This is a genomic window from Longimicrobium sp. (assembly GCA_036389795.1).
Classification (GTDB): Bacteria; Gemmatimonadota; Gemmatimonadetes; order Longimicrobiales; family Longimicrobiaceae; genus Longimicrobium.
In genome coordinates this window covers 1-14,768 of record DASVWD010000002.1, presented here as the reverse complement: position 1 = coordinate 14,768, position 14,768 = coordinate 1, and the positions used below count along the sequence as shown (strand labels likewise).

The 14,768-nt window shown below is 76.5% G+C and carries 3 protein-coding genes; all 3 read left to right on the top strand.

What is annotated here, in order from left to right:
- Positions 1-9,625: amino acid adenylation domain-containing protein (locus tag VF746_00080; GenBank protein HEX8690813.1), on the top strand; the 9,625-nt coding region annotated here is incomplete at its 5' end.
- Between the two features lie 669 nt (positions 9,626-10,294).
- A complete protein-coding gene (locus VF746_00075) occupies positions 10,295-13,003 on the top strand; it encodes a DUF5916 domain-containing protein (GenBank protein ID HEX8690812.1) in 2,709 nt (902 codons plus the stop codon).
- Positions 13,004-13,422: 419 nt separating this feature from the next.
- On the top strand, positions 13,423-14,768 hold a 1,346-nt coding region (locus VF746_00070; protein HEX8690811.1), incomplete at its 3' end, for a M28 family metallopeptidase.

Sequence of the window (14,768 nt, the reverse complement as noted above, 5' to 3'; positions counted from 1 at the left end):
CGCCGGGCGCACGCGGCTGGAGACGGAGAACCTGATCGGCTTCTTCGTCAACACGCTGGTGATCCGCACCGGGCTGGGGGGCGACCCCACCTTCCGCGAGGTGCTCGCGCGGGTGCGGGACGGGGTGCTGGAGGCGCAGGCGCACCAGGACGTCCCGTTCGAGCGGCTGGTGGAGGAGCTGGAGGTGGAGCGCAGCCTGGCGCACACGCCGCTCTTCCAGGTGATGTTCACCCTCGAGCAGGCGGCGCGCGGCGAGGGCGGCGGCGGCGAGCTGCGGCTGGGCGGAGCGGACATCGCCCCCGTCGCCTCCAGCAGCGGGACGGCGAAGTTCGACCTCACGCTGGGGATGAGCGACTTCGGCGACCACGTCGCGGGGTCGATCTCCTACCGCGCGGAGCTGTTCGACCCCGCCACCGTGGAGCGGATGGCCGGCCACCTGGCGCGCCTGCTGGAGCAGGCCGCGGCGGACCCCGACCTCCGGCTCTCGGAGCTGGAGCTGCTGGACGGCGCCGAGCGGCGGCGGGTGGTGGAGGAGTGGAACGCCACCGCGCGCCCCTACCCGCGCGGGCGGTGCGTGCACGAGCTGTTCGCGGAGCGGGCGGCGCGCGCGCCGGACGCGGTCGCGGTTGAATTCGGCGACCAGCGACTGAGCTACGCGGAGCTGGACGCGCGGGCTGGCCGCCTGGCGCGCCGCCTCCGCGCGATGGGGGTGGGTCCGGAGACCGTCGTCGCGCTCTGCCTGGACCGCTCGCCCGCGCTGGTGGTGGGCGCGCTCGCGGTCCTCGAGGCGGGCGGCGCCTACCTCCCGCTCGACCCCGACGCCCCGGCCGAGCGGCTGCGCTACATGCTGGAGGACTCCGGCGCGCGGGTGCTGCTGACCCGCGCCGCGCTCAGCGGACGGGCGGCGGAGGCGGCCGGCGCGGCCGTCGAGGTGGTGCTCGTCGACGCGGCCGAGGCAGCCGAGGCGGACGCCGGGGATGGGCCGGAGGAGCTGGTGAGCGGGGTGGGGGCCGAGAACCTGGCGTACGTCATCTACACCTCCGGCTCGACGGGCCGTCCGAAGGGCGTGCAGGTGACGCACGGCTCGCTCGCCAACCTGGTCGGGTGGCACCGCGAGGCGTTCGGCGTGACTGCGGCGGACCGGGCCACGCTGGTGGCGTCGCCGGGCTTCGACGCCGCGGTGTGGGAGACGTGGCCGTACCTGGCCGCCGGGGCCTGCCTGTGCATCCCGGACGACGCGGTGCGCGCCGCGCCGGCGCCGCTATGCGACTGGATGGTGGCGGCGGGCGTCACCGTAAGCTTCCTCCCCACGCCGCTGGCCGAGAGCGTGCTGGCGCTGGCGTGGCCGGCGGACGCCGCCCTGCGGCTGGTCCTCACCGGCGGCGACCGGCTGGCCAGCCGTCCCTCGCCGGATCTTCCGTGGCGGCTGGTCAACAACTACGGTCCCACCGAGAACACGGTGGTGAGCACCTCCGGCGTGGTGGAGCCGCGGGACGGGCGGGACGCCGGCGCGCCCACCATCGGCCGCCCGGTCGCCAACACGCGGGCGTACGTGCTGGACGCCTCGCTGCGGCCGGCGCCCGTGGGAGTGGCGGGCGAGCTGTACGTGGGCGGCGACGGGCTGGCGCGGGGATACCTGGGGCGGCCCGCGCTCACGGCGGAGCGCTTCGTCCCCGACCCCTTCGCCGTGGAGCCCGGCGCGCGGCTGTACCGGACGGGCGACCGGGCGCGCTGGCGGGCGGACGGCGAGATCGAGTTCCTGGGGCGCCTGGACTTCCAGGTGAAGGTGCGGGGCTTCCGCATCGAGCCGGGGGAGATCGAGGCGGCGCTGCTGCGCCACCCGCAGGTGCGCGAGGCGGTGGTGCTGGCGCGCGAGGACCGGCCCGGCGAGAAGCGGCTGGTCGCGTACGTGGTGGCGGACGGGGGGTGGCCGGGCGCGGATGCGCTCCGCGCGCACCTTTCGGCGCGCCTCCCCGACTACATGGTCCCCGGCGCGCTGGTGGAGCTGGACGCGCTGCCGCTCACCTCCAGCGGCAAGGTGGACCGGCGGGCGCTGCCGGCGCCCGAGCTCGCGGCGGAGCGTCCGTACGTGGCGCCGCGCACGGCGGCCGAGGAGGTGCTGGCGGCCACCTGGAGCGCGGTGCTGGGCGTGGAGCGCGTCGGGGTCGAGGACAACTTCTTCGAGCTGGGCGGGCATTCGCTGATCGCCACGCGGGTGGTGTCGCGGGTGCGCAGCGCGTTCGGGGTGGAGCTGCCGCTGCGCGCGGTCTTCGAGGCGCAGACGGTGCGCGCGCTCGCCGCCCGCGTCGAGGCGCTCGGGAGCGGCGGGGCGACGCTGGACGCGCCGCCCATCGTCCCCGTCCCGCGCGACCTCGAGCTGCCGCTCTCCTTCGCCCAGCAGCGGCTGTGGTTCATCGACCGCCTGCAGCCGGGGAGCGCCGCCTACAACATCCCGGTCGCCCTGCGGCTGCGCGGGGAGCTCGACGCGGCCGCGCTGGCGTGGGCGCTCACCGAAGTGGTGCGCCGCCACGAGGTGCTGCGCACCACCTTCGGGGTGGGCGCGGACGGGGAGCCGGTGCAGGTGGTGCACGCGCCGGCGCCCGTGCGCCTGCCGGTGATCGACCTCGCCGCCGCCGACCCGGACCGGCGCGAGGCGCTGGTCGGGCGGCGGGCGAACGACGAGGCGTCGCGGCCCTTCGACCTGGCCCGGGGGCCGGTGCTGCGCTGCGCGCTGCTGCGGCTGGGCGCCGGGGAGTCCGTCGTCCTCTTCACCATGCACCACATCGCCAGCGACGGCTGGTCGATGGAGATCCTGCAGCGCGAAGTGACGGCGCTGTACGGCGCCCGCGCGCGCGGGGACGACGCGGATCTCCCCGAGCTGCCGGTGCAGTACGCGGACTACGCGGTGTGGCAGCGGCGCTGGCTGGAGGGCGAGGTGCTGGAGCGCCAGGTGGCGTACTGGCGCGACCGGCTGAGCGGCGCGCCGGCGGTGCTGGAGCTGCCGGCCGACCATCCGCGTCCCGCGGTGGCGGGCGGGCGCGGGGCGGGCCACGCCTTCGCCCTCCCGCCGGAGCTGTCGCGGGCGCTGCGCGAGCTCTCCCGCCGCGAGGGCGCCACGCTGTTCATGACGCTGCTGGCCGCGTGGAGCTCGCTCCTGGCCCGCTACGGCGCGGGCGGCGACGTGCCGGTGGGGACGCCGGTCGCCGGGCGCACGCGGCTGGAGACGGAGGGGCTGATCGGCTTCTTCGTCAACACGCTGGTGATCCGCACGCGCCTGGACGGCGATCCCACCTTCCGCGAGGTGCTGGGCCGGGTGCGCGAGGGCGTCCTGGAGGCGCAGGCGCACCAGGACCTCCCCTTCGAGCGGCTGATCGACGAGCTGGCGGTGGAGCGCAGCCTGGCGCACACCCCGCTCTTCCAGGTGAGCTTCACCCTCGAACAGGCGGCGCACGGCGGCGGCGACGGCGGCGGCGGCGGGCTGCGGCTGGGCGGGGCGGAGATCGCCCCCGTCGCCTCCAGCAGCGGGACGGCGAAGTTCGACCTCACGCTGGGGATGAGCGACTTCGGCGACCACGTCGCGGGGACCATCTCCTACCGCGCGGAGCTGTTCGACGCGGCCACCGTGGAGCGGATGGCCGGCCACCTGGCGCGCCTGCTGGAGCGCGCCGCGGCCGATCCCGACGCCCGCCTCTCGGAGATCGAGCTGCTGGACGGCGCCGAGCGGCGGCAAGTGCTGGAGGAGTGGAACGCCGCCGACGCCGACCTCCCCGAGCGCACCCTGCACGCGCTCTTCGCCGCCCAGGCCGCGCGCACGCCGGACGCGCCCGCCGCCGAGTTCGCGGGCGAGACGCTGACGTACGCCTCGCTCGACGCGCGGGCCGAGCGTCTCGCGCGCCGGCTCCGCTGCGCGGGCGTGGGCCCGGAGACGGTCGTCGCGCTCTCGGTGGAGCGCTCGCTCCGGCTCCCGGTGGCGCTCCTGGGGGTGCTCAAGGCGGGCGGCGCTTACCTCCCGCTCGACCCGTCGTATCCGCCCGAGCGGCTCCGCTACATGCTGGAGGATTCCCGCGCCGGCGTCCTGCTCACCGAGCGGGCGGTCGGGGAGGGGATCGCCGCCGAACTCTCGGCCGCGGGCGGAACCGTGGTCTTCCTGGACGAGGACGACGAGCACGGCGGGGATGCGCCCGAGCGGGCGGCGGAGCCCGGCCCGGCCGCGGCGCCGGGGAACCTGGCGTACGTGATCTACACCTCGGGGACCACGGGGCGGCCCAAGGGCGTGATGGTGACGCACCGCTCCGCGGCCCGGCTGGTGATGGCGCAGACGGAGAAGCTCGGCTTCGGACCCGGCGAGCGGGTGCTCCAGTTCGCGCCGCTCAGCTTCGACACCTCGGTGGCGGAGATCTTCACCGCGCTCTGCTCGGGATCGTGCCTGGTCGGCGAGCCCGCCGACGCGCTCCTCCCCGGGGCGCCGCTGGCGCGGCTGCTGGCGGAGCGGCGGATCACCCACGCCAAGTTCACCCCCTCCGCCCTGGCGGCGGTCCCGCCCGCCGCGCTGCCGGAGCTGCGGACGCTCGTCGTCGGCGGCGAGGCGTGCACGGGCGAGCTGGTGGCGCGGTGGGGGGAGGGGCGGCGGTTCATCAACGTCTACGGCCCCACCGAGGCCACCGTCCGCGCCGCCTGGGCCGAGCTCACCCCCGCGGACGCCGTTCCTCCGATCGGCCGCCCGCTGGCCGGCGCGCGGCTGTACGTGCTGGACGAGGCCTTCGCTCCGCGCCCGGTGGGCGTGGCGGGCGAGCTGTACGTCGGCGGCGAGGGAGTGGCGCGCGGCTACCTGGGGCGGCCGGCGCTCACGGCGGAGCGCTTCGTCCCGGACCCGTTCGCGGTCGAGCCCGGCATGCGGCTCTACCGCACCGGCGACCGGGCGCGGTGGCGCTCGGACGGGCAGCTGGACTTCCTCGGCCGGGTGGACGAGCAGGTGAAGGTGCGGGGCTACCGCATCGAGCCGGGGGAGATCGAGGCCGTGCTGCGGGAGCACGCCGACGTGCGCGAGGCGGCGGTCGTCGCCCGCGAGGACCGGTCCGGCGAGAAGCGGCTCGTCGCCTACGTGGTGGGCGGCGAGGCGGCCGAGCCGCGGGCGCTCAGGGCGCACCTCTCCGCGCGGCTTCCCGACTACATGGTGCCGGGCGCCTTCGTGAGGCTGGAAGCGCTCCCGCTCACGCCCAGCGGCAAGGTGGACCGGCGGGCGCTGCCCGCGCCCGACCGCGCCGCCGCCGGGGCCTACCTGGCGCCGCGCACCGCCGCCGAGGAGGTGCTGGCGGGGATCTGGGGCGAGGTGCTGGACCTGGAGCGGGTGGGGGTGGAGGACAACTTCTTCGAGCTGGGCGGGCACTCGCTGGTGGCCACCCGCGTGGTCTCGCGGGTGCGGCAGGCGTTCGGCGTGGAGATCCCGCTGCGCGCGGTCTTCGAGGCGCAGACGGTGGGGGCGCTGGCGCGGCGCGTGGAGGAGATGCGCGGCGCGGGCGCCGGGGTGCAGGCGCCGCCGGTGGTCCCGGTGCCGCGCGACGGGGAGCTGCCGCTCTCCTTCGCCCAGCAGCGGCTCTGGTTCCTGGACCGGCTGCAGCCGGGGAGCGCGGTCTACAACATCCCGATCGCGCTCAGGCTCCAGGGCGCGCTGGACGCGGGCGCGCTGGCGCGGGCGCTCACCGGCGTGGCGCGCCGGCACGAGGTGCTGCGCACCACCTTCGCGGCCACGGCCGACGGGCGGCCGGTGCAGGTGGTCCATCCCCCGGCGCCGGTGCCGCTCCCGGTGGTCGACCTCTCCGCGCTGGACGCCGGGCCCCGCGAGGCCGAGGCCGCGCGGCTGGCGAGCGAGGAGGCGTCGCGCCCCTTCGACCTGGCCCGGGGGCCGGTGCTGCGCTGCGCCCTGCTGCGGCTGGACGCCGGGGAGGCGGTCGGGCTCTTCACCCTGCACCACATCGCCAGCGACGGCTGGTCGACGGGGATCCTGCGGCGCGAGGTGACGGCGCTGTACGAGGCCGCCGTGCGCGGCGAGGAGGCGGATCTCCCCGCCCTTCCCGTGCAGTACGCGGACTACGCGGTCTGGCAGCGGCGCTGGCTGGAGGGCGAGGTGCTGGACCGCCAGGTGGCGTACTGGCGCGGGCGGCTGGCGGGAGCGCCGGCGGTGCAGGAGCTCCCCCTCGACCGCCCGCGCCCCGCGGTCGCCAGCCGGGAGGGCAGGGCCCACGGCTTCGCGCTCCCGCCCGGGCTGTCGGGCGCGCTGCGCGAGCTCTCCCGGCGCGAGGGCGCCTCGCTCTACATGACGCTCCTGGCCGCCTGGCAGGCGCTGCTGGCGCGCTACGGGACGGGCGACGTGGTGGTGGGGACGCCGGTGGCGGGGCGCACGCGGCTGGAGACGGAGGGGCTGATCGGCTTCTTCGTCAACACGCTGGTGATCCGCGCCGGGCTGGAGGGCGATCCCACCTTCCGCGAGGCGGTCGCGCGGGCGCGCGACGCCGTGCTGGAGGCGCAGGCGAACCAGGACGTGCCCTTCGAGCGGCTGGTGGAGGAGCTGGAGGTGGAGCGCAGCCTGGCCCACACCCCGCTCTTCCAGGTGGTGTTCACCTTCGAGGCGGCGGCCGCCGCCCGGGGCGACGACGGGCTGCGGCTGGGCCCGGTGGAGAGCGCCCCGGTGGCCGCCGAGAGCGGCACGGCGAAGTTCGACCTGACGCTGGCGATCCGCGACACCGGCGAGCGGCTGGCCGGGGTGCTGGAGTACCGGGCGGAGCTCTTCGACCCCGCCACCGTGGAGCGGATGGCCGGTCACCTGGCGCGCCTGCTGGAGCAGGCCGCGGCCGACCCCGACCTCCGGCTCTCGGAGCTGGACCTGCTGGACGGCGCGGAGCGGCGGCGGGTGGTGGAAGAGTGGAACGCCACCGCGCGCCCCTACCCGCGCGAGGCGTGCGTGCACGAGCTGTTCGCGGAGCAGGCGGCGCGCGCGCCGGACGCGGTCGCGGTCGAATTCGGCGACCAGCGGCTGAGCTACGCGGAGCTGAGCGCGCGGGCCGGCCGCCTGGCGCGCCGCCTCCGCGGGATGGGGGTGGGCCCGGAGACCGTCGTCGCGCTGTGCCTGGACCGCTCGCCCGCGCTGGTGGTGGGCGCGCTCGCGGTCCTCGAGGCGGGCGGGGCCTACCTCCCGCTGGACCCCGATGCCCCGGCCGAGCGGCTGCGCTACATGCTGGAGGACTCCGGCGCGCGGGTGCTGCTGACCCGCGTCGCGCTCGGCGGACGGGCGGCGGAGGCGGCCGGCGCGGCCGTCGAGGTGGTGCTCGTCGACGCGCCGGACGCGGACGCCGGGGAAGGGCCGGCGGAGCTGGTGAGCGGGGTGGGGGCGGAGAACCTGGCGTACGTCATCTACACCTCCGGCTCGACGGGACGTCCCAAGGGAGTACAGGTGACGCACGGCTCGCTCGCCAACCTGGTCGGGTGGCACCGCGAGGCGTTCGGCGTCACCGCGGCGGACCGGGCCACGCTGGTGGCGTCGCCGGGCTTCGACGCCGCGGTGTGGGAGACGTGGCCGTACCTGGCCGCCGGGGCCACTCTCTGCATCCCAGACGACGCGGTGCGCGCCGCGCCGGCGCCGCTGCGCGACTGGATGACGGCGATGGGGGTCACCGTGGCCTTCCTCCCCACGCCGCTGGCCGAGAGCGTGCTGGCGCTGGCGTGGCCGGAGGACGCCGCGCTGCGGCTGGTCCTCACCGGCGGCGACCGGCTGGGGAGCCGTCCCTCGCCGGAGCTCCCGTGGCGGCTGGTCAACAACTACGGTCCCACCGAGAACACGGTGGTGAGCACCTCCGGCGTGGTGGAGCCGCGGGACGGGCGGGACGCCGACGCGCCCTCCATCGGCCGCCCGGTCGCCAACACGCGGGCCTACGTGCTGGACGCCTCGCTGCGGCCGGCGCCGGTGGGGGTGGCGGGCGAGCTGTACGTGGGCGGCGACGGGCTGGCGCGGGGATACCTGGGCCGTCCCGCGCTCACGGCGGAGCGCTTCGTCCCCGACCCCTTCGCCGTGGAGCCCGGCGCGCGGCTGTACCGCACGGGCGACCGGGCGCGCTGGCGGGCGGACGGCGAGATCGAGTTCATGGGGCGCCTGGACTTCCAGGTGAAGGTGCGGGGACACCGCATCGAGCCGGGGGAGATCGAGGCGGCGCTGCTGCGTCATCCGGAAGTGCGCGAGGCGGTGGTGGTGGCCCGCGGCGACGGGGAGGAGAAGCGGCTGGTGGCGTACGTGGTCCCGGCCCCCGGCGCGGCGCCGGGAGCGGTGGAGCTGCGCGGCCACCTCTCGGCGCGGCTCCCCGCGTACATGGTCCCCGCCGCCTTCGTGGCGCTCCCAGCGCTCCCGCTCACCACCAGCGGCAAGGTGGACCGCGGCGCGCTCCCCGAGCCCGGCGACGGCGCGGCGGCGCGGCGCGCGTACGTCCCGCCCCGCGACGCCCTGGAGCTGGAGCTGGTCCGCGCCTGGGAGGAGATCCTGGGCGTGGAGCCGGTGGGCGTGCACGACGAGTTCTTCGCGCTGGGCGGGCACTCCCTCCTGGCCATCCGCCTCCTCGCCCGCGTGGAGGCGCGCACCGGGCACCGCATTCCCGTCGACGCCGTCTTCACCGCCGGGACGCCGGAGGGCTTCGCCCGCCTCCTCCGCGGGCAGGTCGGCGGCGACCCCTCGCCGCTGGTGGCGATCCGCCCCTCCGGCGCGCGGCGCCCCCTCTTCCTGGTCCACGCCGCCGGCGGGAGCGTGCTGGCGTACGCCGAGCTCGCCCGCCGCCTGGGGCCGGACCAGCCCGTCTACGGCCTGCGCGCCCGCGGCCTCGCCGACGGCGAGCGCCCGCACGCGGCGATCCCCGACATGGCCGCCGACTACCTCCAGGCGCTGCGCGCCGTCCAGCCCCGCGGCCCGTACCAGGTCGCCGGCTGGTCGATGGGCGCCGTGGTCGCCCTGGAGATGGCCCGGCAGCTGGAGGACGCCGGCGAGGAGGTGTCGCTCCTGGCCGTGATCGACCCGGCGCTCCCCGGCCCGGACGGCGCTCCCGGGGACGAGCCGGCCCTCCTGCGGCAGTTCGCCCGCGACCTGGGCGTCCCGGCCGAGGACCTCGACGCCGTCCCCGCGGAGGCGTGGGAGGCCGGGTCCGAGCGCTCCCTCGGCTCCCTCCTGGAGCGGGCCCGGGCGCTCCACCTGGTCCCGCCCGACCTCCACCTCGACCGGCTGGAGCGGATGTTCGGCGTCTTCCGCGCCAACGTGGAGGCGCTCGGGAGCCACGTCCCGGCCCCGTTCGGCGGCGAGATCACCGTCCTCCTCGCCGGCACCGGCGACGTCGCCCGGGCGTCGGCGCGCTCCGCGGCGTGGGAGCGCCTGGCCGGCCGCGGCGCCGTCGTCCGCTCCGTCCCCGGCGACCACTTCACCCTGCTGCGCGAGCCGCACGTCGAGGAGGTGGCGAGGGAGCTCGCCCGCCGGCTCGACGCGGACCCGCCGCCCCAGGGCGGCGGGTCCTCCGGCCCCCCGCCCTCCGGGGGAGGCGGAGCCCCGTTCCGCGCCCCGGATCCCGCCGCGGCGCCGGAGGGTCCCGCGGACGGCTGAGGCGGAGACCGCCGGGCGACCGGGCGCTCCGGGAGACGCGAGGCGCGGGGGAGAACGAAACGGTGGACGGCGGCGGCGTCCCGACTACGCGGGCGGTGCGGGACCGATGCGGGCGCGTTCGCACGGCCCGCGCGAGCCGCGCCGCAGCGATCTTCCCGTGCCGGGTCGGCCCACGCGAAGCCACGCCGGACGCGGGCGACCGCGCCCGCACCCGCGTCGGGGGCGGATCCGGACGGAGGCGGATCACGCCGCGCCGGGGGTCTTCCGCGGTGCTCTCCCGGCGGACGCGGACGGCCCGCGATTCAGGGATTGTTTAAAAACGTTTGCATGTATAATAATGTATGAAGTAAACGTCTGGTCTGCGCATCGTATCGGCCGTTACGGTTTCTTCGACCCGTGGGGCAGGGACGGCGCGCCGGAGCGCATCCACGCCTCCCCGCGGGAACGAGCCCGGATCGAAGCGGCCCGAGAGCCCGCCCCGGACGCCGCCACGGTGGACGGTCGTTCCCTGAAGACGACGAAAAAGGGGGCCGTGGCCGCGATGCGGGGAAGAAGATCGACGGACAGGGATGGAGCAGGGATGATTTGCCTCGCGACGATCCAACGCCGGGTCCGCAGAGCCGCATGATCCGCGATTCTTCAACACACTCCCGAGGAGCAGGGAATCCCATGAGCAACACCGATCGTCAGGGCCGGGGCGCGCGCCGCGCACTGGCGGCGGGCCTCGCCGCCCTCCTCGCGCTGGCGGCGGCGGAGGCGCCCGCGCAGACCACGGCGGCCGCGCGCGACACGCTCCCCGCGCGCGACACGCTCTCCGCGCGGGACACGCTGTCCGCCGCGGCGCCGCGCCTCCAGGCCGTGCGCATCGAGGGCGGCGCGCCGCTGGTCATCGACGGGCGGCTGGACGAGGCGGCCTGGAGCCTGGCCGTCCCCGTGACGGAGTTCCGGCAGCGGCGCCCGAACGAGGGCGCGCCCGCCAGCGAGGCCACGGAGGTCCGCATCCTCTTCGACGACGGCGCGCTCTACGTCGGCGCGCGGATGTCGTACGCCAACGGCGCCCCGCTCCAGGCGCCCGTGGGCCGGCGCGACGACCGGGCCCAGTCGGACTACCTCCTGGTGTCGCTGGACCCCTACCACGACCGGCGGACGGCGTACACGCTGGGGGTGACCGCCGCGGGGACCCGGCTCGACTGGTACCACCCCAGCGACGCCGAGACCGACATCGACTTCACCTTCAACCCGGTGTGGGTGGCGCGCACGCAGATGGACTCGGCCGGGTGGACGGCCGAGATGCGCATCCCCTTCTCGCAGCTCCGCTTCAACGACCAGCCCAGCCAGGTGTGGGGGCTCAACATCCGCCGCTCCCTCCCGGGCCGCAACGAGGAGGCGTACTGGGTGGTGGTCCCGCGCAACGAGACCGGGTGGGCCTCCCGCTTCGGGACGCTGGAGGGGATCAACCGCATCGACACGGCGCGGCGCGTGGAACTGGTGCCGTACGTGGCCGGCAACGCCACCATGCGCGGCGACCGCGACCTCGCCGACCCCTTCGCCGAGCGCAGGGAAGGGGGGGTGGAGATGGGAGCCGACGTGAAGGTGGGCTTCGGCCCCAACCTCACCCTCGACGCCACCATCAACCCCGACTTCGGGCAGGTCCAGGCCGACCCGGCCGAGGTGAACCTCACGGCGTACGAGACGTTCTTCCCCGAGCGGCGGCCGTTCTTCACCGAGGGCGCCCAGCTGCTGGCGGGCGGGGGCCCCGCCTACTTCTACTCGCGGCGCATCGGCGCGCCGCCGGCGCTGTTCCCCAACGCCGACTACGCCGACGTGCCGACCTCCACCACCATCCTGGGCGCGGCGAAGCTGACGGGGCGGCTGGCCTCGGGGACGTCGGTCGGCGCGCTGGCGGCGCTCACCGACCACGAGTTCGCCCGCACCTTCCTGGTGGACGACTCGGCGTTCGGGCGCGTGCGCGTGGCGCCCCGCACCGGCTTCGGGGTGGCGCGGGTGCAGCAGGAGATCGGCGGGGGCTCCACCGTGGGCCTCATGCTCACCGGCGTGCACCGCGGCCTGGACGGGGGCGACCCCGAGGCGGCCGTGGTGCACAGCAGCGCCTACACCGGCGGGGCCGACTGGCGCCTGCGCTTCGCCCGCGGGACGTACCAGGTGCGGGGGTGGCTGGGCTTCAGCCGCGTCGCCGGCGACTCGCTGGCCATCCTGCGCACGCAGCGCTCCAGCGCCCACTTCTTCCAGCGCCCCGACGCGGACCACGTGGAGGTGGACTCCGCGGCCACCTCGCTCTCGGGATACAGCGCGGGGCTCACGGTGGAGAAGGCCGCGGGGCGCTGGCGGTGGCTGGGACACCTCAGCACCTCGTCGCCGGGCTTCGAGATCAACGACGCGGGGCGGATGCGCCGCGCCGACCTCACCAACGGGGTGCTGAACGTGCTGTACCTGCAGACCCGTCCCGGCCCCATCTTCCGCGAATACGAGGTCGGGATCCTCGGCGAGAGCACGTGGAACGGAGGGGGGACCCGCACCTTCTCCTCGGTCAGCGCCGACGCGGTCTTGACCTGGAAGAACTTCTGGACCACCGGCCTCACCGGCTACGTCGACCTGCGCTCGCAGAGCGACGAGCTGACGCGCGGCGGACCGCTCATGGGCACCCCGCTGGGGTGGGCGGTCGCCGTCGAGCTGGCGAACCGGGCGGGGGCGCCCACGCGCTGGTCGGGGCGCGTCTTCTACGGCGCGAACGAGGTGGACGGGCCCACCATCCGGCTGACGGGCGGGCTCACCGTCCGCCCGGACCCGCGCTGGCGCCTCTCGGTGGAGCCGAACTACCTGTACAGCGTCGAGCCGCGGCAGTTCATCGGCTCCACCACCGGCGGGCCGGACGCCACCTTCGGGCGGCGCTACGTCTTCTCCACCATCGACTTCCGCTCGTTCTTCGCCGACGTGCGGCTCAACTACATCTTCCGGCCGGACCTCTCGCTCGAGCTCTACGCGCAGCCCTTCGCGGCCAGCGGGCACTTCCACAACTTCGGCGAGATGCGCGCCGCGGGAAGCGGCGACCTGCGCGTGTACGGCGAGGACGGCACCACCATCGAGAAGCGGGACGACGGCTCGCACCTGGTGACCGACGGCGACGCCCGGTTCGCCATCGGCAACCGCGAGTTCAACGTCCGGGAGTTCCGCGGCAACGCCGTGCTGCGCTGGGAGTGGCGCCCGGGGAGCACCCTGTACCTGGTGTGGCAGCAGAACCGCGCCGACGAGGACCCGCGCGGCGACCCCATCGGCGCCGGCTCGCTCTTCGAGTCGTTCCGGACCCGGGGCAACAACTTCCTCGCCATCAAGATCGCCTACTGGATCCCCCTGCACTGAGCGCGACGCCCGTCCGCCTTCGCCCTCGCGGGACCGCGGCGGAAGGGCTTCGCGCCAGATGAGGATCGGCGGGACCAGCAGGATCGGCAGAGGAGGCCCGCGCCCGGGCGACGGGCGCCGCCCCCGGGGGAGCATCGACCACGCCGCCCCCTGAACCAGCGCCCGGACCGGGCGTGATCCACCGGAGGATGCACGCCCGGTCCGGCGCGGGAGCAGACGCGCGTCACCCGATCCACCCGCCGCTGCGGTGGATCCCGTTCGGACAGCTCAGCCGCCTCTTTCCCCGACCACCCCCAGAACGCCCGAAGACGGGGCGAGCCTCTCCGGCTCTCCCCTCTTCTTCCGTGTCCCCGTGGGCCGCCCTCCGCGGGTCCACGCCCGACCGCCCCCGCACCGGCCCCACGCCCGGGAGGACCGCCATGTCCGTCCACGTTCCGTCCGCTCCACCCGCCCACACCCCCCGTCCCGCCCCGGCCCCGGGGGCCGCGCCCCCCCGCGCCCCGGGGCTGCGCGGCGGGGCGGCGCTCCTGGCGACGCTCGCGGCCGTCGCCGCCGTGGTCGCGTGGGGCGAACGGCTCCCGGCCCCGCTGCCGGCCGACGTGCCCCCGGACCGCTTCGCCGAGGCTCGGGCGCTGCCGGTGGTGCGGCACCTGGCCGGCCGCATCGGCGACCGCGGCATCGGGACGGCCGGCGGCGACTCGGCCGTGCTCTACCTGGCCGGCCTGCTCCGCGCCATCCCCGGGGTGGAGGTGGCGGTGCAGGAGGAGGTGGTGGTCGCGCCGCACGTCTACTCCCCGGACGTGACCAACTGGTACCGGGCGCAGAACGTCCTGGCCCGCATCCCGGGGCGGGAGCGCGCGGCCGTCCTCTTCTCCACGCACTACGACTCGCCGCCGGAGAGCGTGGGCGCGGGCGACGCGGCCATGGTGGTGGCCTCGGCGGTGGAGGCGATCCGGGCGCTGGCGGCCCGGGGGGAGCGCCCCCGCAACACCCTGGTCTTCGCATTCGTCGACGGCGAGGAGGACGGGCTCCTGGGCTCGGCGGCCTTCCTGCGCCACCCCTGGGCGAAGGACGTCCGCGCGTTCGCCAACCTGGAGTCGGCGGGGCCGGGGGGCCGGGCGCTCCTCTTCCAGGCCGGGCCGGGGAACGCCTGGCTGGCCCGCGCCTACGCGCGCGCCGTCCCCCGGCCGTACGGGACGGTGCTGGCGCAGGACCTCTTCCAGGGCGGCGTGGTCCCCTCGGAGACGGACTTCCGCGTCTACCGCGACCAGGCGGGGCTGCGGGGGCTGGACCTGGCCACGGTGCGCGACGGCTACGCCTACCACACCTCGCTCGACCGCCCCGGGCGCATCCCCCCCGGGACCGTCCAGCACCTGGGCGGCACCGTGCTGGGGCTGGCCCGCGAGCTCGGCGCGGCGCGGCTCCCGGGCGACGTGGGAGGCCCGCCCGCCGTCTTCTACTCGCTCCTGGGGCGGGGGATGGTGGTCTACGGCGCGGGCACGGCGCGCCTCCTGGCTGCCGGCGCGCTCCTGCTGGCGCTGGCGGCCGTGGCCTTCGCCCGGCGCCGCCGCGCGCTCACGCTGCGCGGCGCCGCGGGGGGGCTGGCGGCCGCCCTCCTGTCCTGGCTGGCCGGGCTCGCCTGCGCGCTGCTGGCCGCCTTCGCCGTGGGCTCGCTGCTGGGCCGCCCCCACGGCTGGTTCGCCCACCCCTGGCTGGGCGCGGCCGCGTTCGGCGGGCTGGCGCTGGCGGGCGCGGCGGCCGCGCG

What these genes read in the sequence shown, in the direction of transcription:
- VF746_00075 (HEX8690812.1), top strand. Translation starts at nt 10,295, where the DNA reads ATGAGCAACACCGATCGTCAGGGCCGGGGCGCGCGCCGCGCACTGGCG.